We start from the raw sequence: 23,084 nt of genomic DNA, 5'->3' as shown, positions 1-23,084 counted from the left end.
TCTATAACGATGCTTTGGCTTTGTGGGGAAGCAAATGGTGTTGGATGAAATGTTTAACCCCGTCTTGGTGATGTGGCGGCACATGCACCGCGGCTTGTTGCAACACGAGCGGATGGGCGTTGGCCACTGCGGCCGGCAAGCCGACGATTTCCAGCATGGACAAGTCATTCAAGTGGTCTCCGATGGCCGCGGCTTGGCCGGCCTGAAGATGAATGCTTTCCAACAGTTGCAACACGGCATTTCCTTTTGAGATTCCGGAAGGCAGGATTTCAAAGTATTCATCCGAAGACAAGATGCAATCTAACGGAAATGCGTCCGACCGTTGCTTGGACCAATCGAGCATGGCCTTCATCTCTTCCTTTTCGGCGATTGCCACCACTTTCAAATAAGGAATGTCCGGCAATTTATCAAAAGAAGAGATGATTTCGGGTTCAAATCCTTCGTCGATGCTGGCTTGGGTCACATACCCGATTTTGGTTCCGTAAACCCGGTCCAACCCGTAGACAAAAATGTCCACTTGGGGAGGAATGGTTTTCTTCCATTCCTTCACCAGTTGGAGAATCATTTGGCGCTCAAAGGTTTTGACCGGCATTTGTTTGTTGGAAACCGGATCGTACATGGCGGCGCCGTTGCACAAAATGACAGGAACCTGAATCTCCAATTCTCCAATAAACCGTTTGGCTTCCATATACGTTCTTCCGGTGGCGAGGGTGAAAACGCCTCCTGATTTCCGGAAGGATGCGATGGCATTTTTATTGGCTTCGGAAATTTGTCTTTTATCGTCAAGCAGGGTGCCGTCAATATCTGAGACAAAGAAAGGATAAGGTAACAGTTCCAATGATTTTCAACTCCTTTGCTATTTCCGGAATAAAGCAGAAAGATCAACAGGAGGTTGAGTTTTTGTTAAAGCTTTTGAAATGGAATTCCTAAGAGTATAACATATTTCTTGACAGAGGAGAAACCGGAAGAAAAGGGAGAGAAGAGAATGGACCTTGAGACATTGGCGAAAAGATACGAGCAGTGCACCATGTGTCCGTTACACCAAAGAAGAACCCAAGTGGTGATGGGAGAAGGAAATCCCCGTTCTCCTTTGATGATTGTCGGTGAAGGACCGGGTGCCGATGAGGATCGCCAAGGCCGCCCTTTCGTCGGCAAAGCGGGACAACTGTTGAATAAAATTTTAGAAGCTGCCGAAATTCCCCGTCAAGAAATATTTATTACGAATATTGTCAAATGTCGTCCGCCGGGAAACCGGACGCCCAAGGATGAAGAAATGAATACATGTATTTCCATTTTACGGCAGCAATTTGTATTGATTCGTCCCAAAATAATTGTTACGTTAGGTGCAGCACCCACCCGGGCTTTAATCGATCCGTCTGCCCGGATCACCCGCGTCAGGGGAAAATGGATCCGGCGCAAAGGGGTGCTCTTCATGCCAACCTATCATCCGGCCTATCTGCTCCGGAACCCAAGCGCCAAAAGGGAGTCTTGGGAAGATTTCAAGCAGATCCGGGATGTATACAAAAAACTTTTAAATAATGCTTCCAAACAGGACAAGCATGAGGATGGTGAACCGCAATGAAACAGTTAAGCCAAATTTTAAAACGCATTGACGGAAAAGGGTACAAAGCCTACAAAGACTTGCAGGGGACCTATCAATTTCCGGATTTTCAATTATTCATCGATTATGTTCAGGGAGATCCTTTTGCCACTCCGTCCAGAGTGCGGGTGCGATTGGAGCGGAAAGAGGTTCCCGTCGATCTGTCCTGGATTCAAACCCGGGAGAGAAAAGTGGCATTGGAAGACTGGTTGGCCCGGAAATGGTCGCACCGGTTGGAGAAGTATTCCTTTAAAGCTTCCGGCACGGGAAAAAGCGGATTGATGACCATGGACCGGCCGGGACAGGAAATTTTGGAGAGAACGGCCGTGGTGGTGGAACCGGAATATATGGAAGCCCGGATACATATCGGATTGCCGGCCCGGGGACGGACGGTTTTGGGCAGGCAGGCGGAACAAATGCTGCTTGATTTCCTGCCCCGGATTGTCAGAGAAATGAAGCTGTCGGAGAAGGACATAAAAAAGATTGAAGACCGGATGAAACTGACAGACAACCAGCAGGCGATCCGCAAAGCGCTGAAAGAAAACGGATGGGTTGCGTTTGTGGCGGACGGAGCGGTTTTGCCGCGTGAAAGCGGGATCAGCAACCGCCCCTTAAAAAGCGGAAAAGTGGTTCCATTCCGCTCGCCGGAGTCATTGCAAGCGGTGATTCCGGTGCCGCATGGCGAACCGATTTCCGGCATGGCGATTCCCGAAGGCATCACCCTCATCGTGGGAGGGGGCTATCACGGAAAAAGCACCTTGCTCAAGGCCATTGAGCGCGGGGTGTACAACCATGTTGCCGGAGACGGCAGGGAATATGTGATTACCGTGGAAGATGCCGTCAAGATTCGGGCCGAAGACGGACGCCGGGTGGAAAAGGTGAACATTTCCCCGTTTATCAGCCGGTTGCCTCTGGGCAAAGATACGGATCAATTCTCCACCGAAGATGCCAGCGGAAGCACTTCCCAAGCGGCCAACATCATGGAAAGCCTCGAAATGGGAAGCACCTGCCTTTTGGTGGATGAAGATACCAGTGCCACCAACTTTATGATCCGGGATGCACGGATGCAGTCTTTGGTGGCCAAAGGAAAAGAACCGATCACCCCGTTTATTGACAAAGTGCGCCAGCTTTATGAAGAAAACCGGGTGTCCACCATTTTGGTCCTGGGCGGATCCGGGGATTACTTCGATGTGGCGGATCATGTGATCATGATGGACCATTACCTGCCTTATGATGTGACCCGTCAGGCCAAAGAAATTGCCGGTGTCCATCAATCGGGCAGAGCACCGGAAGGCGGAGAATCCTTCGGAGAGGTTTCCCGCCGCAACCCGGTTGCCAAAAGTTTTGATGCGAGAAAGGGCCGGAAAGAAAAGGCGGAAGCCAAAGGATTGAAAAGCATCCTTTTGGGTTCCGGCACGATTGATCTGACCTACTTGGAACAGTTGGTCGATCCCAGCCAAACCCGTGCCATCGCCCAAATTTTGCGTTTGCTCGGAGAGCGAGCAGATGGCAGGAAATCATTGCGGCAATTGCTGGAGGAAATCGAATCGGAAATCAAGGAAAAAGGATTGGACTGGATTTCCCCGTTTCGCGGGCATCCCGGGGATTTGGCACTTCCCCGCAAATACGAAATCGCAGCGGCTGTCAACCGGATGCGGACGCTGGCGGTCAAAGGAGAGAATGGGCGTTGAAAGAAGTGATTGTCTATACCGATGGGGCCTGTTCCCACAATCCCGGCCCGGGGGGATGGGCGGCCGTATTGATGTATAAAGAACACCATAAGGAAATTTCCGGGGGCGAGGAAGTGACCACCAATAACCGGATGGAACTGACCGCAGTCATCGAGGCGTTATCCCGGCTGAAAGAACCTTGCCGTGTCAAGGTGCATTCAGACAGTGCATACATTGTCAACTGCATGCAGCAAAAATGGTATGAGAAATGGGCAAAAAACGGTTGGATGACCTCCGGGAAAAAGCCGGTGGAAAATCAAGATTTGTGGAAAAAATTGCTTGCGTTGATGGAAAAGCATGACGTGGAGTTTGTCAAAGTCAAAGGACACAGCAATGTGACGTGGAACAATCGCTGCGATGAGCTGGCCCGTGCGGCTGTACCTAAGTGATGGAATAAACTGATGGATCAAATGGATAGATAACAGTGATATAATAACAGGTTAAAAAGGGGGTGAGAAAGGTGAATGCAGAGGAATTGAAGCAACGGTTGAAGGAAAAAGCAAAGGAAATCGGAATCGACAAAATCGGTTTTGCCAGCGCGGATCCGTTTACTGAGCTCAAGGAGAGACTGAAGGAGAGCCGGGAAAAAGGATATGCATCCGGTTTTGAAGAGCCGGACATCGAAAAACGGGTGGATCCCAGTCTGTCTCTTCCTCAAGCGAAAACAATCATCGCCATTGCCCTGAGTTATCCCTCCCGGTTAAAAAATGCCCCGCGCTCGGAAGAAGGGGCTTATCGGGGGTATTTTTGCCGGGCTTCTTGGGGGCAGGACTACCATGATGTGTTAAAAGAACGGCTCCGCCAATTGGAAGCGGCATTAAAAGAGTGGGTGCCCGAAGCGCGGACCATGATCATGGTGGATACCGGCGCATTGTCGGATCGGGCCGTGGCAGAAAGAGCAGGCATCGGCTGGAGCGGAAAAAACACGGCGATCATCACGGAGGAATTTGGTTCCTGGGTTTACTTGGGGGAAATGATCACCGATGTGTATCTCCCTCCGGATGAACCGGTGACGGACGGATGCGGCGATTGCACGCTTTGCCTCGATGCCTGTCCGACCGGGGCGCTGGTGCAACCGGGGCAATTGAATGCCCAATCCTGCATTGCTTATCTCACCCAGACGAAAGGTTTTTTGCCGGATGAATACAGGGGGAAAATCGGAAATCGTCTTTACGGGTGCGATACCTGCCAAATCGTTTGCCCGAAAAACCGGAAGATCGATTTTGACCATCAACCGGAATTTCGCCCGGATGCGGAAAAAGTGAAGCCGCTTTTGAAGCCGCTGCTTTCCATCAGCAACCGGGAGTTTAAGGAAACGTACGGATCGATGGCCGGTTCATGGCGGGGGAAAAAACCGATCCAACGAAATGCGATTTTGGCTTTGGCCCACTTCCGGGATCGCTCCGCCGTTTCCGGTCTTGTCCGGCTGCTTCGGGACGACCCGCGCCCGGTCATCCGGGGAACGGCGGCATGGGCGTTGGGCAAAATCGGAGGAGATGAAGCGAAAGAAGCATTGCTTGAAGCCAAAGAAAAAGAAACCGATCCGGACGTCTTGCGGGAAATTGACAAAGGCCTGGAATTCTTTGCCGGGGACCCGGTTGTCTCCTGAAAGATTCATCCGATTGAAACCAAGTTGATCAAGAGGAGTTTTTACAGATAAAGAGAATTCATTCTAAACACTAGAGAATAATGCATGTGAAACAGACTTTTAAGGATCTTCGGTTTCAATCATCCGGAAGATGCGATGGTTGGTATTCCTTTATCAGGACGGCAGCACCCCTTGAATATGAATTTCTTGCAACATATTGCAAATCGATTCGTCTATAATCTGAAGATGTTTTTTGTCAAGTGACGAAATCCCGAATGGGAGGTTTATTTCATGGCCTCAGGGACGCAACGTATGGTTTGGAGTCACATGGAAAGTCCGGTCGGTTTGATCACCCTGTTGGCGAATCAGCGGGGGCTTATTTACTTGGACTTTTGCAAACAAAACGATCCCGTTTTGGGAGCCGGGATCTGGTTGAATCATTGGTTTCGCCATTACACACTGGAAAAGAACGAGCAGGCATTGCTCCCGTATATGGACGAAATTGATGAGTATTTTCAGGGAACACGGAAGACATTTGAGATTCCGTTTGACCTGTACGGAACCCCGTTTCAAAAAAGGGTTTGGCGGCAGCTTTCCACCATTCCTTACGGCGAAGTCCGGACGTATAAAGAGATCGCGTCCGCCATCGGGTCGCCGAAAGCAGTGCGGGCAGTGGGCGGGGCCAACAATAAAAATCCGTTGTCCATCGTCATCCCTTGTCACCGGGTCATCGGTTCAAACGGTTCGCTGGTCGGATACGGAGGCGGCCTCCATATTAAAGAATACCTGCTGACACTGGAAGGTTGGTTAAAACCATAAACAAAGCAAAACACGGATCCTGCGGATGGAAACATCCGTTTTTCTTTTTGAATGGGGGAATTCATATGATTTTACATCACAGGAAAAAAAAGAAAAAGATCCGGGGTTGGAAAAGACAAGTCCGGAAAATCGAGCACTGGAAACAGGCGGCGATGGCGTTACCTCTTCGGGAATTGGAAGAATACGAGCGTGTTCCCCCGTTGCATGTTTTAAAGAGAAGGAAGCCCCCTTTGTGGTATCAGCAATTGTTATTGGAAGCATTGCTGGATGTCAGTGAATACTGGCAGCAAAAACTGCAGCAAGCCCGGAAAGATTGTGAACTGCAGCTGTGGCTTTTTCTTCCGCACATGACGGAATCGCAAATTGTTGTCTCGACAGGTGAATCCCGTCCGCCGTGGGGGATGTTTGACCCCGATCCGGATCCGAAACCTTTTCCCGGCAATTGGTTTCCCCGGTTGAAGGCGCGGTTGGATCAACTGGATTGGAATCTTCATATCGAAAGTGATGTGTTTACAAAAAGCGATTTGAAAAAAAGCTCCCTCGCTTCCCAAGAGATCAAGCAAATTTTGGGCAAAGTTTATCAGCAGACCGAGCTTCACTTGTGCGAAGGAAAGAAAGAGACCATTTACAGTGTCAAAGTGGGGGAGGTTTGGGTGGGCCGCTTTAAATAGAGAATGATCCCGTTGCCGGATTCATAGGATGTTTGTAAAAACCGAAAAAGGAGCGTTGTGGATGACGAGCATGGTTTACAACCGGCAACGGGCGGTCGCTTTTGCCAATCGATACTGGAACAGCCACCATCCCGGATATCTGCTTTTTGAAGATGACTGTACCAATTTTGTTTCCCAATGCCTGTATGCAGGCGGAATGCCCATGGTTTTCGGGAGCAGGAAAGAGGGATGGTGGTACCGGAGAGACAGCAGGAACCACCAATGGAGTTTCAGCTGGTCGGTTGCCCACAGTTTGTATCTGTTTTTGAAAAAAGGGGGTTCCACGGGCAGATGCCGAATGGTCGGGTCGGCCGGGGAGCTTTTATTGGGGGATGTGATTTGTTATGATTGGGAAGGAGACGGGCGTTTCAATCACAATACGATTGTAACGGCGTATGATGCAGACGGACAGCCGCTGGTCAATGCGCATACCCAAAACAGCCTGCATCGCCGTTGGGAGTATCGTGATTCCCCCGCCTGGACACCACAGACACGCTATGTGTTTTTCCGCATTGAATAGGAACAGTTGAAGCGGATTTTCTTTTTCAGGTAAAATAGACAGGAAGTTTGGACAGATGGAAGGGATGAAACTGTGCCGTTTCATATCGTGCTGGTTGAACCGGAAATTCCGCAAAATACAGGAAACATTGCCCGCACTTGTTCGGTGACCGGGGCGAAATTGCATTTGGTTCGTCCGCTGGGTTTTGAGATCGATGACAGCAAATTAAAACGGGCCGGTCTCGATTATTGGCATGAACTCGATATCGAATATCATGATTCCTTTGACGAATTGAAGGAAAAGTACCCGGATGGGCGCTTTTTTTGTGTGGAAACCTTTGCGAAAAAACATTATACCGAACCGTTTTACCGGGAAAATGATTTTTTTGTTTTCGGCAAAGAAACCAAAGGATTGGCGCCTGAAATTTTGGAGGCGCACAAGGATACCATGATTCGGATTCCCATGCGGCCGGTCTCCCGTTCGTTAAACTTATCGAACTCCGTTGCCATTGTTTTGTATGAAGGGTTGAGACAAACCGGCTTTAAGAACCTGGTCTGACGGAGATTCACACAGAAAGAGGGACATCTTATGATCAAAGCATGCTTGTTTGATTTGGACGGTACGCTGCTGCCGCTTGACACGGAGTCTTTCGTACGCATTTACTTAAAAGAACTGGCGGGAAAGGTGAAGCACCTGATCGCTCCTGATCAACTGATCCAAACCATTTGGGAAGCGACGGAAGCCATGATTAAAAGCGGGGACGGGACAAGGACCAACGAACAAATTTTTGAACGGGAGTTTCTCAAACGTTCGGGGCTGGACCGGGAAATCATCTGGCCTTTATTCAATCAATTTTATGAACAAGATTTCCCGAAACTTTCCAAATATACAAAGGTGAGTCCTTTGTCCCGGAAAGTGGTACAAGCCGCGGTGGATCACGGGTATAAAGTCGCAGTGGCAACCAATCCGGTTTTCCCGAAGGCCGCAATCATGGAGCGGTTGAAATGGGCCGGAATCAATGATCTGCCCTTTCAATGGGTGACTGTGTATGAAGAGGCCCACTATTGCAAACCCAATCCCAAATATTATCTGGAAGTTGCCGGGCGGATCGGGGTCCGGCCGGAAGAATGTGTCATGATCGGCAACGATATGCAGGAAGACATGGTGGCTTCCACCACGGGAATGAAAACATTCTATTTGAAATCCGAATACCAAATTGACCGGGGAAAACCGACGTATCCGGTTGATGATGCCGGGGATCTTCAAACCTTGTTGGAATCGATCCAACAGCAAACCGGCGTATTTGAAAAAAGAGATTCTGAGCCATCCATCCGCTGAAGATTTTTGAAAAACCTCAGATTTTTTCCTGAGGTTTTTCTATCTTTTTCCTTTAAATTCTGATAAAATAGAAGTAACAACTTTCTAAATAGCGCATATATATGATAGAAAATCACGCCTTAGTCTCTTTTCCTTTTTCAGATTGTTAGTCACCAGGGATTTGAAAAGTCAACGGTTTGGTTTGAAAGTTTAGAGAGGAGGCTTTCCATGGATCATTTCCTCAGACGCCTTGAGGAGTATCGCAACCGCGAGAAGAGCTTGGAATGGGAAGGAACCTTCATTGACTATCTGGACATTGTGAAGAAAAATCCCCGCGTGGCTCAAACCGCTCATTCCCGAGTTTACGATATGATTATAAAAGACGGTGTTTCAACCGATTCACAAGGAAATAAAAAATACCATTTCTTCACAAAAGAGCTGTTCGGGCTGGATCAGGCCATCACCCGCCTGGTCGAAGAGTATTTTCACTCCGCCGCCCGGCGCTTGGATGTCAGAAAACGGGTCCTTCTGCTGATGGGACCGGTCAGTGGAGGAAAGTCCACCATCGTCACGCTGTTGAAAAAGGGGTTGGAGAAGTACTCCATGACCGACGAAGGGGCCGTTTACGCGATTAAAGGATGCCCGATGCATGAACAACCGCTCAACTTGATTCCCGAAGAGTTGAGGCCCGAATTTGAAAAAGAGTTTGGCGTAAAGATCGAAGGAAAACTTTGCCCGTCTTGCCGGTTCCGGTTGAAGGAAGAATTCAACGGACGGATTGAAGACGTTCCCGTGAAACGGATCATCTTGTCCGAGGATGAACGGGTCGGGATTGGAACGTTCAGCCCGTCTGACCCCAAATCACAGGATATCGCCGATTTGACGGGAAGCATTGACTTTTCCACCATCACCGAATACGGTTCGGAGTCCGATCCGCGCGCTTACCGGTTTGACGGCGAGCTGAACAAAGCCAACCGCGGGTTGATGGAGTTCCAGGAAATGCTCAAGTGCGATGAGAAGTTTCTGTGGAACTTGTTGTCACTGACCCAGGAAGGCAATTTCAAAGCCGGCCGTTTTGCACTTATCTCCGCGGATGAAGTGATTGTCGCCCACACCAATGAAGCCGAGTACAAAGCGTTTATTGCCAATAAGAAAAATGAAGCGCTGCAATCACGGATCATCGTGATGCCCATTCCGTATAATTTAAGCGTGACGGAAGAAGAAAGAATTTATAAAAAATTAATTGGACAAAGTGACCTGGCCCACATCCACATTGCTCCCCACTCGCTCAGAGCCGCAGCGATCTTTTCCATTCTGACCCGGTTGAAAGAATCGAAAAAAGTGGATCTTTTGACGAAAATGCGCCTGTATGACGGGGAAGTGGTCGAAGGATCCAAAGACATCGATGTGGATGAATTGCGCAATGAACATCTCGATGAAGGCATGTCCGGCATTGACCCCCGCTATGTCATCAACCGTATTTCCAGTGCACTCATCAAGACGGAAACCAATTTTATCAACGCTCTGGATATTCTTCGTTCCCTCAAAGACGGTTTGGACCAACATCCTTCCATTACTCCTGAGCAACGCGATAAATACCTCCATTTCATTTCCATCGCCCGGAAAGAATACGACGAAATCGCCAAAAAAGAAGTGCAAAAAGCTTTTGTCTACTCTTATGAAGAGTCGGCAGAAACCCTGATGGAAAATTATCTGGATAATGTGGAAGCTTATTGCAACTGGCAAAAAATCCGCGATCCGATCACCGGCGAAGAACTGGAGCCGGATGAAAAGTTGATGCGTTCCATTGAAGAGCAGATCGGCATTTCGGAAAACGCCAAAAAAGCGTTCCGCGAAGAGATTTTGATTCGCATTTCGGCTTATGCACGCAAAGGGAAAAAGTTTGATTATAAACAGCATCCCCGCCTGCGTGAGGCGATCCAGAAAAAATTGTTTGCCGATCTCAAGGACGTGGTGAAAATCACGACATCCACCAAAACCCCGGATGAAAACCAATTGAAAAAAATCAATGAAGTGATCAACCGGCTGGTGACCGAATACGGATACACGCCTGCCAGTGCCAATGAGCTTTTAAGATATGTGGGCAGTTTGTTAAACCGCTGATGGTCAAAAAATTGCGGCAAGGATTCTTCTGTCGGAAGGAGGATCCTTGCCGCAACAGTCTAAAGGGCTTGATTTCAGGGAGGTGAAATCCATGGCGCACCCCCCGTTTATTGTCTCTGAGGAAGACTGGTCCCTTCATCGCAAAGGATATCAGGACCAAATGCGGCACCAGGAAAAAGTGAAAGAAGCGATCCGAAAAAACCTGCCGGATTTAATCAGTGAAGAAAGCATCATTATGTCGGACGGGAAGCAGATCGTGAAAATCCCGGTTCGCTCCATTGAAGAATACCGTTTCCGTTATAACTACAACAAAGGGAAGCATGTGGGACAAGGAAATGGGGACAGCAAGGTGGGAGATGTGTTGGGGAAAGAACCCGGTTCCGGCAATCAGGGGCCGGGAAAAGGACAGGGAGCCGGCGATCAAGCAGGACACGATTATTATGAAGCGGAAGTCTCCGTGGAAGAATTGGAAGGCATGTTGTTTTCCGAGTTGGAACTGCCGCACCTGGAAAGTAAAGAAAGCCAGGATATGTCGGTGGACGACATCCGCTTCAATGATGTCCGCAAAAAAGGATTGATGGGAAACATCGATAAAAAACGCACGTTGCTGGCGGCCATTAAACGAAATGCACTGAAAGGAAGCAAAAAGACCCAAATCTCCGTTGATGATCTCCGCTTTAAAACATGGGAAGACATCGTCGTGCCGCATTCCAATGCGGTCGTAATCGCCATGATGGACACCAGCGGATCGATGGGGGTTTTTGAAAAATATATTGCCCGTAGTTTCTTTTTCTGGATGACCCGTTTCCTTCGCACCAAGTACGAAAATGTCGAGATCGTGTTCATCGCTCATCACACGGAAGCCAAGGAAGTGAGCGAGGAACAATTTTTCACCAAAGGGGAAAGCGGCGGAACCATTTGTTCCTCCGCCTACCGGAAAGCTCTGGAAATTATTGATTCCCGCTATCCGCATGACCGGTATAATATTTACCCGTTCCACTTTTCGGATGGAGACAATTTAAGTTCGGATAATGAACGCTGCGTTCAATTGGTGCGCGAAATCCTCAAACGTTCCAATATGTTTGGCTACGGGGAAGTCAACCAATATAACCGCCATTCCACCTTGATGAGTGCGTATCGCCATTTGAAAGTGCCGCGCTTTGCCCACTTTGTCATCCGGGAAAAAGGGCAAGTCTATGATGCGCTGAAGCACTTTTTTGGAAAGAAAGAGACTTGAATCAAAAAACGCCTTCTCTTTGAGGAGGTGTTTTTTCTTTTGGACAATGATTGGGGTACTAAATAGACAGATAGAAAGAGAATTGGTAAAATAATGATTATTTCGGGATTTGATCTAAAAGGAGTTGTCCGAGATGGCAACCAAGCGATTTACTGCACCGGTCACGATTCATCTCTTTTTTATCAAGGATCATCAAATTTTGTTGCTTCGTCGTTTCAATACGGGTTATGAAGACGGGAATTACTCTGTTGTCGCCGGTCATTTGGATGGCGGAGAGACCGTTAAACAAGCTGCCGTTCGCGAAGCAAAGGAAGAAGCCGGAGTACATTTGACAGAAGAGAACATTGAAATCGTCGGTGTCATGCATCGCAAAGCCGGGGATGAGCGGATCGATTTCTTTGCAACCATGAAAGAATGGGAAGGAGAAATAAAGAATCAAGAACCTCATAAATGAGATGATTTAAGGTTCTTCCCGTTGGATCAATTACCGGTAAACACGATAAGGGCCATTGATAACTACAAAAAAGGCAAATGGTTTGACAGCTTCGGTTGGACTGAAAGAAAAAGATCAATAGAAGATCACTGATTTCAGAAGACGGCTGCTTTTGTGATCCAGCTGAAGAGATATGCTTTTTTTGCGAAATGATTTTAGATTTCAAGAAGGGGATTCTTTAGCGTTTGCTGAATTAAATTACTCTGTTAAGAAACAGAAATCTGAAAGTGATCCGGAAAGGAAAGCAGTATAAAATGATCCAAGCCGTGATTCATGGAATCATTTTGTCTTTCGGGCTGATCTTGCCGCTCGGGGTTCAGAATGTTTTTGTTTTTAATCAGGGGGCCACGCAACCCAAGTTCCTCCGGGCTTTGCCGGTGGTTCTCACTGCATCGGTTTGTGACACGCTCCTGATCTCTTTGGCTGTTTTGGGCGTATCGGTTGTGGTTTTTGGCGTATATTGGGTCAAGGTGATGCTGATCCTCGCAGGCACCCTCTTTTTAATCTATATGGGATGGGTGACTTTCAAAAGCCAACCGGACCCGGATCAGCCGCAAAAGTCATCGCTTTCCCCCAAAAAGCAAATCGCTTTTGCTGTTTCCGTTTCATTGCTCAATCCGCATGCCATCATGGATACGATCGGGGTGATCGGCACCAGTTCCCTTTCCTACACCGGTGTCGAAAAGCTTGCTTTTACGCTTGCCTGTGTCGCCGTATCCTGGATCTGGTTCTTTTCCCTGGCATGGATGGGAAAGCAAGTGGGAAGGCTCCATCAATCCGCCGACGTGATCAACATGTTGAACAAGGTGTCGGCTTTCATTATGTGGGGCACGGCTTTGTACCTGCTGTTTACCATCTGAAGCCCGGAGCCTTTTCATCAACCTGGTGGCGAACCAACCGTCACCGGGTTGATTTTTGTTGTTTTAACCTGGCGGATATTTTATCAGTATAGATGTAGTTACATGTTTCATAGATAAACCGTCTGAAATTTACTCAACTGTTGCACCAAACGAGCGAGCGAGTTGGATGGCTTGCGCAAGGTCGATGCGGGTTCCTTTTAAGTTGGAGCTTTTCAAATCCACTCCTTCCAAGACGGCGCCTCTCAAATCGGATCCTTTGAAAGAAGCCCCTTGGATATTCGCGTAAGATAAATCCGCCTCTTTTAAATTGCATTTTTCAAACTCTGTACCATATAAGTCGGCTTCTTTGAACCGGATTCCGGAAAGGTCGCAACGTTTAAAATGCTGATTTCGCAACAAGGTGTAAGACCAGTCTCCGCCTTGGATGGAAACCCCGGTGAAATCGGCCTCGCCGAAGGAAGAGCCGGTCATTTTGCAGTTTTCAAAAACCGAAGCAAACAACCGGGCGTGTTCAAATTGACAATTGAAAAAGGCCGATCCCTGATGCGTGGAGCCGTTCAGGATTGCATGAGCAAAATGGCATTCTTCAAAGACACAACGGATGGTGCTGATTTCCTTCAAAAACGTTTGTCTGAAACGGCAGCGGAGAAAATGGCAGTCTTCCATGGATACGTCGGGAATGCGTTGATGGCTGAAATCTTCATCGACGAACTCTTTTTTTGTCCACTTTGTCATGTCCATTCTCCCTTGTTAAGGTTGTTACAAAGAATATACAACAGTCTGGCGAATAAAGACAGGAGTGGTTTTATCGGCAAAATTTACGGGAACAGGAGGGAACGTGCTCGTGTCGGATGTTTGCTTCCGGAGTTTGGAGGATGTTGTGCGGGCGATGCCGGAGTGGGTGAAACTGGATGTCGCTATTGAAGTCATGGCCGAAGTGCTCTCGGATCAAAGACGGGCCATCGCGAACGAGGAAAAGAAAGAAAAGCCCGATCGGGAGAAACTGGAGCGGTTAAAAGCTGAAAAAAGGAAACTGTTGCAAGAAAGACAAGCCATGTACTCAGGAAACCGGGAGGTCATCCACAAGATCTTAACCGTATACGGAAACAAGGTGAGAAAAAAATACACGGGGGTTGAACGGGTTGATTCATGCATGGATCCGTTATCGGAGGAAGAACATAACGAAATTTTGGAGCGTTTGAAACAGGAAGTGGAGGAGTTCACCGCTCCGGCAAAACATCCGGCCGCCGTGATTTTGGGCGGCCAGCCCGGAGCCGGGAAAGGCGGGCTGATTGCACTTGCGGAAAACGGGTTTTCCGGTCATTCTTTTGTGGTGATCAATGGCGATGAATTCCGGAAAGAACATCCCATGAGTAAAGAAATTTTGCTAAAGCAAGAGGAGGATTACGCCCGGTTGACGGATCCTGACGTCCGCCGGTGGACAAGGGATGTGTTCGAATATGCGATCCGAACCAAGCGGAATCTCGTTTTTGAGGGAACCATGAGAACCGACGGCCCGATTTGCAACACGCTTCAGCGTTTGAAACAACAAGGCTACCGTGTGATCGTCCGAGTGATGGCGGTACATGCGTGTGTCAGCCTGTTGGGGACTTATGAGCGGCATGAAGAACAAAAACAAATTTTCGGATATGGAAGGCCGGTGGCCAAAGCGTCGCATGATGCGGCTTATCGCGGTATGCTGAAAACTGTGGAACGGATTGAGAAAGAAAAACTTTTTGATGTTTTGGAAGTATACAACCGGGACAAGCATCTTCTATACGAAAACCGGGTCATCGGCCGTGCATGTCAAAAACCTCCGAAAGCGGTTGAGGCCATCATCGGGGAGCGGGAGAAAAAATGGACAGCGGATCAACTCCGCCGATTCATTCAAGCCTGGGACCAAGTGTTGGACAAAATGGTCTTCCGGTGTGCAGACCTGCGGGAAATCGGTTCGGCCCGGCAGCATCGTGATTTTATAATAAAAAGAAAGGGGGGAAGTCCATATGCCCATTGAATTTGAAGCCAAAGTCCTGGAAATCGATCCGGCTGAAATGATGGAACGGATCTTGCAAGCAGGCGGGGAAAAGTCCGGCGAATTTTTGATGCGGCGTTATGTCTATGAAATCACTCCGGGAGATCAAAGCAAATGGATCCGACTGCGCGATACGGGTGAAGAAGTCACGCTGGCGGTGAAAGAAGTGTACCATGACGGAATCGGCGGAACGGAAGAGATTGAGATCACCGTGAGCAGCTTTGAGGAGGCCGACCGGTTGCTCGGGAAATTGGGGTATCGTTCCAAGGGGTACCAGGAAAACCGGAGAACCCGTTTTTTGCTCAGTGGTGCGAGACTGGAGATTGACGAGTGGCCGGGTATCCCTCCGTATCTGGAGATTGAAGGAGAGTCCAAAGAGCATGTGATCCAAGTGGCTTTACAGCTTGGAGTGAAGGAAGAACAATTAACCGGTGAAAGTACCATCAAAACATTGGCCCGGTACGGGATCGGGCAGGAAGCTCTTCAATCATTGCGGTTTGAATGAGGAGGAAATTTTTGGTGAAGATGAAACTTCTCAGATCGTCCGGGAAAACTCCCGAACCGTTTAATGCGGATAGACTGGCAGACTTTCTTTCGCCTGAAGAAAACCGGTATCATCATATCTTGGGTGTTGTCCGTTCTATGAAAGAGATTTTGCCAAAGTTAAACTTGAATGAGGAAGTGAAAAGAGAACTGATTCAAGCCGCTTTTCTCCACGATATCGGTTATAGTCCCAAGTTAAACAAAACCAACTTTCATCCCTTTGACGGAGCTTGTTTTGCTCTTAAGGCCGGTTTTAACAAGCCGGTGATTGCCGCAGTCCTTTTTCATTCGGAAGCTTATGAAACGGTCAAGGAAAAAAGAAGCGATTTGCTTCCAACCTATTCTTTGAATCATGAACTGTTGGATGAACAAGACCGGCTGTTTACAGACTTGGTCACTTATTGTGATGTTCAAACCTCGCCGCAAGGGGAAAAAGTCAGTTTGGATGAAAGGGTCCGGGACGTGGTGAAGCGCTATGGAGAGCATCATCCGGTCAGCCGGATGATGATTCAGTGCAAACCGAAATACCAAGACATCATCAACCGCGTTAACCGGTGGATCTGTTCATAAAGCCGAGACTGGCTTCCGGATCAAAATCGTCTTAACATGGATGGGAGAAGGAGGGTAAGGGCATGAGAGAATGGGTGAAAAAGGTTCAAAATGCCAACCATCTCGTGGTTTTGACCGGGGCGGGGATGTCCACGGAAAGCGGGCTCCCGGATTTCCGCTCACAAGGCGGGCTTTGGAGCGGCAGGGATCCCAATGAAATTGCCACCCCGGGTGCCATCGGGACGAAAGATTTTTTTGAGTTTTACCAGATGCGGGTGGAAGAGTTGTTGAAACATCATCCCAATATCGGCCATTATGTGTTGGCTGAACTGGAAAAAGAAGGCATGGTGAAAGCGATCCTGACGCAGAACATTGACGGTTTCCATCAGCGGGCGGGAAGCCAAAAAGTGATCGAGATTCACGGTCACATGCGCCATCTGGTTTGTTCCGGCTGCGGAAAAGAGTATCCGGCCACTTCGTATCGTGAAGGCACTTATTATTGTACCGATGAGCAGTGCCAGGCTCCTCTCCGGCCGCCGATTGTGCTGTTTGGGGAACCGCTGGACACGGCTTCCTGGAATGAGGCAGTTCTGGAAGTGGAGAAAGCGGATCTGATTCTCGTGATGGGCACGTCCTTGCAAGTGTATCCTTTTGCCGGGTTGGTGGAGATCGCCCATGAAACCGGTTCGGATGTTATCATCATCAACCAGAGTGCCACACCGCTTGATTCCTTGGCGGATCAACTCATCCGCGACAGCATCGGGCTGGTTCTGAGCGAAGCCGGAAAAGCCCTGTTGGGGGAGAAGCGGTTACGGCAATTGGAAGAAAAGGTGCAAAATTAAAGGCTGGGATGTGGATCATTTAGATTGACAAGTCGAAAATATGTTATATTTATAGAGACAAACATTGCTGATATCCCATGAAGAACACCTCCCGGGGATGAGACCGGGAGGTGTTCGTGTTTTTAAGGGGAGTCGGCGGGGAGGATCACGGGCAGGGTTTCTTCCTTCTTCCTGCCTTTGACATGGGAATGGAGGAAATCCAAGGCAAAGGCATGGGTATGAAGTTCTCCCAGCTTGTCCAGATGCGTGCCGATCAGAAGATGGATCCGGTCGGTTAAGTCGGAAAACGAATAGTTTGTCGCGATTTGGAGCGCTTGCTTTAATGTTTGAAAAGCTTTGAGGTTTTCGTTTTGCAGAAAAAAGCTGTTTGCCATGAGCATCAAGGCTTCGCACTCATGGTAAGCCAGGCCTGCTTTTCTGCTGGATGCAAACGCCTTGAGGGAATAATTGCGGGCCGGTTCCGCTTGTTTCTTTTTTTCATGCAACGTGGCCAGCTGTATGTAAAGATAAGCGGACAATCCCGCCTTTCGCACCTTTTTTTCCAACTGTTGCGCGGTTTCCAGACAGATTTCCGCTTGATGAAGCTGTCCGGAATCGATGTAAATCCGGCCCAGCATTCCCCAAAACTTCATCAGGCGATCCGCCATCTTATCCACGCGGGCCAGTTCAATTCCTTTTAATGCCGATTGGATGGCCTGAGCGTGCATCCGGGCTTTGGCCAAGATGGAAGAACGGACGTCATAATGATGCAGGAGAGCTTCTTTGCTGAGATATCCGGCTTGCTCTTTTTTCAATTCATTCAAGGTGTTTTGCGCTTCTTCCAGGCGGTTCAGTTTTTCAAGATAAATGGCCTGATTGACCAGAATGATTTCTTTTAAATACCTTCTTTCCCCCTCTTCCTGAAAACATTCCCGTGCCTGTTTGGCATACCGGAGTGCTGAACCGTATTGGTCTGCCATGTACTCCAGCCGGCTTAACCCGTTGTAACTGGCAGAATGCAAGTTGCTTTCGGCCATCTCCGGATATTGTTGTTCCAGTTGTAAAATCGCCTCCGTAAAATGTTTCTGCGCTTTTTTCCCCCTCTTTTTCCCGGCGTAAGCTTTGCCTTTCAAATAATGCGCCCACACAGAGAGCGGATGGTCATCGTGAATGTTCAGTTCCCTTAATTGTGCCAGTCCCGGGTCCGGGCTGATCAGATCGATGATCGTTTCGACGGCCGTCAGCTTCAATTTGACGGTCTCATTGATCTTTTCTTCTTTTGTCTTTTGCATGGAAAAACACGTTAAGTCTTCTTCCACTCCCAGCTTTTTCAGGACATATTCCAATTTTTCCTCACTGACTTGCCCTTTGCCGTTTTCAATCGAGCTTAAAACGGGTTGGGTCAACTTTTCATCCGTCAGATCCGTCTGGCGGAGTTTTCGTTTTTTCCGCTGCTGGCGGACAAACTTCCCGAGTGCCAAGCGATCAATTTGTTCTTTGCTCATTCCATTCACCTCAAAAAATTTTCCGTCCGGTTTTGTTGATATATTTGTGGGAACATTCCGTTTATTTGGTTTGGTAATCCAAATATCCGGAGGGTTTGTTTAAATATTTAATTCGCATTCAGAAATATCATGAATAAATAAGAGAATTTAATTATTTTTGCTAAATTTGCAAATATTTTTCGTAAATTATATACTATTTTCGGATAAATCTTCAACCATTTCATGGAAAATCCAAGGAAGGGGACAGTGAACCGTGTTGAAGTTAAACATCGAAGGAACCGAAAGCGAAGTGGAGAAATTTTTGCAGGACATGCAAAAAATGTACTTGTATGTCGCGGTCAAACGCGACGGCAATGAAGAAAGAACCGAGGTTTGTTGTGAGGCCAAAAAAGTGAAACACACCCGGGTCCGGATTCAGACTGAAGACGGGAAAATGATTGAAATTCCCTGTTGGGATTTGGAGGTTTTCAAAGAAGAGAAAAAATCGGTGTGGAAATTTAAGTCCTACGATATTTTCGCGTAAATCCGACCGGATGGGGAAAAACTGGGGACTTGGATGCTTAAAAGGACTGGAAACGCATAGGATATAGTATTCCATGTCCTTGGAGGTAAATCATGAATCCTTTTATCCCCTCGTTATCCAATGAAGAAATGATCTCCATCATCCAAAAAGGACTCGGCCGGACATCCCAACCGAAACGGATCATTGTGGTTGGAGCGGGAATGGCCGGATTGGTGGCTGCTTCTTTGTTGAAAGAAGCCGGGCATGAAGTGATCCTTTTGGAATCCTCAGATCGTGTGGGAGGAAGGGTTTATACCATCCGGTCACCGTTTGAAAACGGGGAGTATATGGAGGCCGGAGCCATGCGCATTCCCAATACCCATCATTTGACATTGGCGTATATCCGGAAATTCGGGCTGATGCTTCGGCCGTTTGTGAATTCCACTCCCAACGATCTGATTTTTGTCAATAATGTGTTGGTGCGGCAGAAAGAGTATGAACGAAATCCGGATGTCTTGAGGTTTCCGGTAAATGCCTTTGAAAAAGGGAAAACGATCAGCAATTTGCTCAAACTGGCCGTTTCCCCGATCACTCAGTTCATCGAAGAAGATCCGGAACAGCGGTGGATTACGGTGATCAAAGAATTTGACAAATATTCTGTCGATTCATTTTTCCGGTACAATCCGGTGGGATGGACCCTGTCGCCGGCAGCGATTGAACAAATCCTGGTGCTCGCGGATTTGGAAGGGCTTCCCGAATTGTCTTTTCTAGAGGCGTTGCGTGAACTGATCCTTCTTGAAAGCCCGGATGTTTCTTTTTATGAGGTGGCCGGAGGGATGGATCAATTGCCGAAAGCCTTTTTGCCGCAACTTCGGCCCAACATTTTGTTCCGGCACAAGATGACCCGGATTGTGCAAAATGAACGGGAAGTCACCATTTATGCCCTGGATCAAAATTCGAGGACGGTTCAAGTGACCGGAGATGCTGCCATCATCACGATTCCTTTTTCCGCTTTTCAATATGTGGACGTCGAGCCGTACGATTCCTTTTCGCATGCCAAATGGAAGGCGATCCGGCAATTGCATTATGTGGCTTCCACCAAAATCGGAATCCAGTTTAACAAACGGTTTTGGGAAGACGCGGGACTGTTTGGCGGGAAAATGATCACCGACCAGCCGACCCGCTTCACCTATTTTCCCAGCCATGGGTTTGGCAGTGACACCGGCGTGGTGCTGGCCAGTTACACATGGGAGGATCATGCATTGATTTGGGATGGATTGTCCCTGGATCAACAAATCAAAGAATGCATGGATGAGCTGATGAAAGTTTTCGGCCCCTCGATCGAAAACCATGTCGTGACGGGCGCTTCCTTCAGTTGGCAAAAATATCCGCATACCAACGGTGGATTCTCGATGTTTAAACCGGAACAGGAAAGCGAGTTGTTTCCGGCCGTTATTGCGCCGGAAGGAAGGGTGTACTTTGCAGGGGAACATGCTTCCTATACGAGAACATGGATCCAGGGAGCGATTGAATCCGGAATCCGGGCAGCCCACGATGTCCACCGGCGGGATGAACCATAAGCCTGTATGGGATGGATCAGGCTTATTTTTTTTGCCTGTTTTCCACAAGGGGGGGATGCAAACTGGTACTCTGCCGAAAACAGTGGTAGAGTGAGATTGGTAATCTTTTTTGCGTGGATTGAAAGGATGTTAAGAATCAAGATGAAAAAATCAGTGGTACTTGCAGAAAAACCTTCCGTCGGCCGGGATCTTGCCCGTGTCCTCGGTTGCCGCAAAAAAGGAAATGGCTTTATGGAAGGAGACAAATATATCGTGACATGGGCATTCGGCCATCTTGTCACATTGGCGGAACCGGAAGCCTATGACAAAAAGTACAAAGTCTGGCGGATGGAAGATCTGCCGATTTTGCCCCAACCCTTGAAACAAGTGGTGATCCGGAAAACGAGCAAACAATTTCACCAGATCAAGAAGCTGATGTCCCGACCGGATGTGAAAAACATTGTCATTGCCACCGATGCCGGCCGGGAAGGGGAACTGGTGGCCCGGTGGATTATTGAAAAAGCCCGGGTCAAAAAGCCGGTCAAGCGTTTGTGGATTTCCTCCGTCACCGACAAGGCGATCAAAGAAGGTTTTAAAAAACTGAAGGACGGAAAACTGTACGAAAACTTATACCGTTCCGCGGTGGCCCGGGCGGAAGCGGATTGGGTGGTTGGCATTAATGCGACCAGGGCGTTGACCAGCAAGTATAATGCCTCGCTTTCATGCGGACGGGTCCAGACTCCCACATTGGCTATGATTGCCCGCCGCGAAGAGGAGATCAAAAATTTCCGGCCGAAGCCGTTTTACGGGGTGGAAGCGGTCACGGACAAAGGATTGAAATTCACTTGGAAAAAAGGCCGGAGCTTTCGCAAAAAGGTTTGTGAAAACATCGTGTCCGCAGGCAAAGGAAAGAAACTTTCCATCACCCATGCCAGCCGGAAAAAGAAAAAGAAATGGGCGCCTGCCCTTTACGACTTGACCGAATTGCAACGGGAAGCCAACCAGCGGTACGGATTTTCCGCCAAAGAAACCTTGTCGACGCTTCAGCAATTGTATGAAACACACAAAGTGGTCACCTATCCGCGCACGGATTCCCGTTATTTATCTTCTGACATCGTGGATACGTTAAAAGAGCGGATCGAAGCCTGCCGGGTGGGTCCGTATGCGGAGTTTGCCCGGCAAGCAAAACAAGGGGTGAAAGCCGGCGCCCATTTCGTGGATGACCGGAAAGTTTCTGATCACCATGCCATCATTCCGACCGAAGAGCCGGTCCGGTTGGAAGACCTCAGCCCCCGGGAACGAAAGATTTTTGATCTGGTGGTGCGAAGGTTTTTTGCCGTGTTGTTCCCACCCTTTGAATATGAGGAGATCAAGTTGGAGGGAACCATCGGAGGGGAACCATTCATCGCCGGCGGGAAAACCGTGTTGTCCCCCGGCTGGAAACAAGTGGCCGGCAGCGAACCGGAAGCCGACATCAACCCGGCATTATCCCGGGTTCAGCCCGGCGAGGAGCTGAACGTCCGGTCTTTGAAGTTGACGCAAGGCGAAACGGAGCCGCCGGAACGCTTTACCGAAGGCACCTTGATCGCCGCCATGGAAAATCCGGTGAAATACATGGAAACCGACCGGAAAGATTTGATCAAAACGATCGGGGAAACGGGCGGGCTCGGAACCGTGGCCACCCGGGCGGATATCATCGAGAAATTGTTTGACAGCTATTATATTGAAAAGAAAGGAAAATACATTTACCTCACCTCCACCGGCAGACAACTGCTCGATTTGGTCCCGGAGGAGTTGAAATCGCCGGAACTCACCGCGAAATGGGAACAAAAACTGCAGTCGATCGCCAACGGGAAATTGAAAAAAGATAGCTTCTTGCGTGAGATGAGGGATTATGCCAAACGGGTGGTCCATGAGATCAAAGCCAGCGAACGCACCTTCCGCCATGACAACCTGACGGCCACCCGCTGTCCGGACTGCGGCAAGCGGCTGCTTGAAGTCAAGAACAAAAAAGGAAGAATGCTGGTTTGCCAGGACCGGTCCTGCGGTTACCGGAAAAACCTGGCCCGCATCACCAATGTCCACTGCCCCGAATGCAGAAAGCGGATGGAACTGCGCGGGGAAGGAGAGGGGCGCATCTTTGTCTGTTCTTGCGGTTTTCGGGAAAAATACGCCTCTTTCAAAGAACGGATGGAAAAAGAGCAAAAAAGCAAAGTCTCGCGAAAAGAAATCAATCGCTATCTCAAACAACAGGAGGAACTGTCCAATCCGGCTCTCAAAGAAGCCTTGTCCAAACTCTTTTCCTCCAATGAATGAGAATTCTCCCCGTCTTTTCAACCCTGCTGAAAAGGCGGGGGTTTTTTATATTCTTCGGATCATCACAAAAGGAAACCGAAAGAACAAGGTTAAATGGATAAACCTTGATTTGGATCAAAAACGGTGATCCAACATTAAAAAAGATGGGCAGAATGGGATCTGTCCATCTTTTTTGCAGATTGCAGGAGGAAAAGTATCGTTCACCAACGTATTTCTTCGTTTTTTAAAGTCAAATTTAGAATTTTTTTATAATTATTAATATTAGCAAAAGGAGAAGGAA

At 48.4% G+C, this 23,084-nt stretch carries 23 protein-coding genes; 20 read left to right on the top strand and 3 right to left on the bottom strand.

Annotated features, from left to right (window positions below; all coding sequences use genetic code 11):
- Position 1: 1 nt before the first annotated feature.
- Positions 2-838, bottom strand: a complete 837-nt coding sequence (locus FA954_RS11475; protein WP_062842834.1) for an HAD family hydrolase — start codon at positions 836-838, stop codon at positions 2-4.
- A 147-nt stretch (positions 839-985) separates the two neighbouring features.
- Between FA954_RS11475 and FA954_RS11470 the strand changes: the two genes are divergently transcribed.
- The 13 genes from FA954_RS11470 to FA954_RS11410 all read left to right on the top strand — a co-directional run bounded on the left by FA954_RS11470 (position 986) and on the right by FA954_RS11410 (position 12,977).
- Positions 986-1,582, top strand: a complete 597-nt coding sequence (locus tag FA954_RS11470) for a uracil-DNA glycosylase (protein ID WP_049719697.1) — start codon at positions 986-988, stop codon at positions 1,580-1,582.
- On the top strand, positions 1,579-3,291 hold the full coding sequence (locus FA954_RS11465; RefSeq protein WP_037994232.1) for an ABC-ATPase domain-containing protein: 1,713 nt from the start codon (positions 1,579-1,581) through the stop codon (positions 3,289-3,291). The genes FA954_RS11470 and FA954_RS11465 overlap by 4 nt, the downstream gene beginning before the upstream one ends.
- A complete protein-coding gene (gene rnhA / locus FA954_RS11460; RefSeq protein ID WP_037994234.1) occupies positions 3,288-3,719 on the top strand; it encodes a ribonuclease HI in 432 nt (143 codons plus the stop codon). Before FA954_RS11465 ends, rnhA begins: the two co-directional genes overlap by 4 nt.
- A 71-nt stretch (positions 3,720-3,790) precedes the next feature.
- Positions 3,791-4,939, top strand: a complete 1,149-nt coding sequence (gene queG, locus FA954_RS11455; RefSeq protein ID WP_049719699.1) for a tRNA epoxyqueuosine(34) reductase QueG — start codon at positions 3,791-3,793, stop codon at positions 4,937-4,939.
- Between the two features lie 270 nt (positions 4,940-5,209).
- Complete coding sequence (locus FA954_RS11450; protein WP_037994238.1) at positions 5,210-5,737, top strand: methylated-DNA--[protein]-cysteine S-methyltransferase; 528 nt, start codon at positions 5,210-5,212, stop codon at positions 5,735-5,737.
- 65 nt (positions 5,738-5,802) lie between these two features.
- The gene (locus FA954_RS11445) at positions 5,803-6,408 is read left to right on the top strand and encodes a hypothetical protein (protein WP_131470852.1); all 606 of its coding nucleotides are present in this window, start codon (positions 5,803-5,805) and stop codon (positions 6,406-6,408) included.
- Between the two features lie 61 nt (positions 6,409-6,469).
- Positions 6,470-6,967, top strand: coding sequence for an amidase domain-containing protein (locus FA954_RS11440; protein WP_175413209.1), 498 nt, complete (start codon positions 6,470-6,472; stop codon positions 6,965-6,967).
- A gap of 72 nt (positions 6,968-7,039) precedes the next feature.
- Positions 7,040-7,504 carry a tRNA (cytidine(34)-2'-O)-methyltransferase gene (locus FA954_RS11435; RefSeq protein WP_037994242.1) on the top strand — a complete coding sequence of 155 codons (465 nt, stop codon included), beginning with the start codon at positions 7,040-7,042 and terminating at the stop codon, positions 7,502-7,504.
- A gap of 30 nt (positions 7,505-7,534) precedes the next feature.
- Positions 7,535-8,284 carry an HAD family hydrolase gene (locus FA954_RS11430; protein WP_049719701.1) on the top strand — a complete coding sequence of 250 codons (750 nt, stop codon included), beginning with the start codon at positions 7,535-7,537 and terminating at the stop codon, positions 8,282-8,284.
- A 207-nt stretch (positions 8,285-8,491) separates the two neighbouring features.
- Positions 8,492-10,387 carry a PrkA family serine protein kinase gene (locus FA954_RS11425; RefSeq protein ID WP_037994246.1) on the top strand — a complete coding sequence of 632 codons (1,896 nt, stop codon included), beginning with the start codon at positions 8,492-8,494 and terminating at the stop codon, positions 10,385-10,387.
- A gap of 91 nt (positions 10,388-10,478) precedes the next feature.
- Positions 10,479-11,624, top strand: a complete 1,146-nt coding sequence (yhbH, locus tag FA954_RS11420) for a sporulation protein YhbH (RefSeq protein ID WP_037994248.1) — start codon at positions 10,479-10,481, stop codon at positions 11,622-11,624.
- Between the two features lie 133 nt (positions 11,625-11,757).
- The gene (locus FA954_RS11415) at positions 11,758-12,078 is read left to right on the top strand and encodes an NUDIX domain-containing protein (protein ID WP_138615124.1); all 321 of its coding nucleotides are present in this window, start codon (positions 11,758-11,760) and stop codon (positions 12,076-12,078) included.
- A gap of 293 nt (positions 12,079-12,371) precedes the next feature.
- A complete protein-coding gene (locus FA954_RS11410) occupies positions 12,372-12,977 on the top strand; it encodes a LysE/ArgO family amino acid transporter (protein ID WP_037994309.1) in 606 nt (201 codons plus the stop codon).
- A gap of 129 nt (positions 12,978-13,106) precedes the next feature.
- On the opposite strand, the gene FA954_RS11405 is transcribed toward FA954_RS11410, so the two are convergent.
- A complete protein-coding gene (locus FA954_RS11405; protein ID WP_037994249.1) occupies positions 13,107-13,712 on the bottom strand; it encodes a pentapeptide repeat-containing protein in 606 nt (201 codons plus the stop codon).
- A gap of 109 nt (positions 13,713-13,821) precedes the next feature.
- Here FA954_RS11405 and FA954_RS11400 point away from each other — a divergent pair, with 109 nt between their 5' ends.
- The 4 genes from FA954_RS11400 (at position 13,822) to FA954_RS11385 (ending at position 16,943) form a co-directional block, all read left to right on the top strand.
- Entirely contained in the window at positions 13,822-14,991 is a 1,170-nt protein-coding gene (locus tag FA954_RS11400) for a zeta toxin family protein (protein ID WP_049719703.1), read from the top strand.
- A complete protein-coding gene (locus FA954_RS11395) occupies positions 14,981-15,514 on the top strand; it encodes a class IV adenylate cyclase (protein ID WP_049719704.1) in 534 nt (177 codons plus the stop codon). Before FA954_RS11400 ends, FA954_RS11395 begins: the two co-directional genes overlap by 11 nt.
- Positions 15,515-15,534: 20 nt before the next feature.
- Entirely contained in the window at positions 15,535-16,122 is a 588-nt protein-coding gene (locus tag FA954_RS11390; protein WP_231855177.1) for an HD domain-containing protein, read from the top strand.
- Between the two features lie 62 nt (positions 16,123-16,184).
- Positions 16,185-16,943, top strand: a complete 759-nt coding sequence (locus FA954_RS11385; RefSeq protein ID WP_037994253.1) for an NAD-dependent deacylase — start codon at positions 16,185-16,187, stop codon at positions 16,941-16,943.
- Between the two features lie 122 nt (positions 16,944-17,065).
- Here the strand turns inward: FA954_RS11385 and FA954_RS11380 are convergent, their stop codons facing one another.
- Positions 17,066-18,427 (bottom strand): helix-turn-helix domain-containing protein, encoded by a 1,362-nt coding sequence (locus FA954_RS11380; RefSeq protein WP_037994255.1) that lies wholly within the window; start codon positions 18,425-18,427, stop codon positions 17,066-17,068.
- Between the two features lie 253 nt (positions 18,428-18,680).
- On the opposite strand from FA954_RS11380, the gene FA954_RS11375 reads away from it, so the two are divergent.
- The 3 genes from FA954_RS11375 to FA954_RS11365 all read left to right on the top strand — a co-directional run bounded on the left by FA954_RS11375 (position 18,681) and on the right by FA954_RS11365 (position 22,804).
- Complete coding sequence (locus FA954_RS11375; RefSeq protein WP_049719708.1) at positions 18,681-18,950, top strand: hypothetical protein; 270 nt, start codon at positions 18,681-18,683, stop codon at positions 18,948-18,950.
- An 89-nt stretch (positions 18,951-19,039) separates the two neighbouring features.
- Positions 19,040-20,509 (top strand): flavin monoamine oxidase family protein, encoded by a 1,470-nt coding sequence (locus tag FA954_RS11370; RefSeq protein WP_425329143.1) that lies wholly within the window; start codon positions 19,040-19,042, stop codon positions 20,507-20,509.
- Positions 20,510-20,650: 141 nt separating this feature from the next.
- Complete coding sequence (locus tag FA954_RS11365) at positions 20,651-22,804, top strand: DNA topoisomerase III (RefSeq protein ID WP_138615122.1); 2,154 nt, start codon at positions 20,651-20,653, stop codon at positions 22,802-22,804.
- Positions 22,805-23,084: the final 280 nt, after the last annotated feature.

The sequence above is a fragment of the Thermoactinomyces vulgaris genome (assembly GCF_005886755.1).
Taxonomy (GTDB): domain Bacteria; phylum Bacillota; class Bacilli; order Thermoactinomycetales; family Thermoactinomycetaceae; genus Thermoactinomyces; species Thermoactinomyces vulgaris.
This window is presented reverse-complemented; position numbering and strand designations above follow the sequence as displayed.

What these genes read in the sequence shown, in the direction of transcription:
- FA954_RS11470 (WP_049719697.1), top strand. Translation starts at nt 986, where the DNA reads ATGGACCTTGAGACATTGGCGAAAAGATACGAGCAGTGCACCATGTGT.
- FA954_RS11465 (WP_037994232.1), top strand. Translation starts at nt 1,579, where the DNA reads ATGAAACAGTTAAGCCAAATTTTAAAACGCATTGACGGAAAAGGGTAC.
- FA954_RS11450 (WP_037994238.1), top strand. Translation starts at nt 5,210, where the DNA reads ATGGCCTCAGGGACGCAACGTATGGTTTGGAGTCACATGGAAAGTCCG.
- FA954_RS11445 (WP_131470852.1), top strand. Translation starts at nt 5,803, where the DNA reads ATGATTTTACATCACAGGAAAAAAAAGAAAAAGATCCGGGGTTGGAAA.
- FA954_RS11440 (WP_175413209.1), top strand. Translation starts at nt 6,470, where the DNA reads ATGACGAGCATGGTTTACAACCGGCAACGGGCGGTCGCTTTTGCCAAT.
- FA954_RS11430 (WP_049719701.1), top strand. Translation starts at nt 7,535, where the DNA reads ATGATCAAAGCATGCTTGTTTGATTTGGACGGTACGCTGCTGCCGCTT.
- FA954_RS11425 (WP_037994246.1), top strand. Translation starts at nt 8,492, where the DNA reads ATGGATCATTTCCTCAGACGCCTTGAGGAGTATCGCAACCGCGAGAAG.
- yhbH (WP_037994248.1), top strand. Translation starts at nt 10,479, where the DNA reads ATGGCGCACCCCCCGTTTATTGTCTCTGAGGAAGACTGGTCCCTTCAT.
- FA954_RS11415 (WP_138615124.1), top strand. Translation starts at nt 11,758, where the DNA reads ATGGCAACCAAGCGATTTACTGCACCGGTCACGATTCATCTCTTTTTT.
- FA954_RS11410 (WP_037994309.1), top strand. Translation starts at nt 12,372, where the DNA reads ATGATCCAAGCCGTGATTCATGGAATCATTTTGTCTTTCGGGCTGATC.
- FA954_RS11405 (WP_037994249.1), bottom strand. Translation starts at nt 13,712, where the DNA reads ATGACAAAGTGGACAAAAAAAGAGTTCGTCGATGAAGATTTCAGCCAT.
- FA954_RS11395 (WP_049719704.1), top strand. Translation starts at nt 14,981, where the DNA reads ATGCCCATTGAATTTGAAGCCAAAGTCCTGGAAATCGATCCGGCTGAA.
- FA954_RS11390 (WP_231855177.1), top strand. Translation starts at nt 15,535, where the DNA reads ATGAAACTTCTCAGATCGTCCGGGAAAACTCCCGAACCGTTTAATGCG.
- FA954_RS11385 (WP_037994253.1), top strand. Translation starts at nt 16,185, where the DNA reads ATGAGAGAATGGGTGAAAAAGGTTCAAAATGCCAACCATCTCGTGGTT.
- FA954_RS11380 (WP_037994255.1), bottom strand. Translation starts at nt 18,427, where the DNA reads ATGAGCAAAGAACAAATTGATCGCTTGGCACTCGGGAAGTTTGTCCGC.
- FA954_RS11365 (WP_138615122.1), top strand. Translation starts at nt 20,651, where the DNA reads ATGAAAAAATCAGTGGTACTTGCAGAAAAACCTTCCGTCGGCCGGGAT.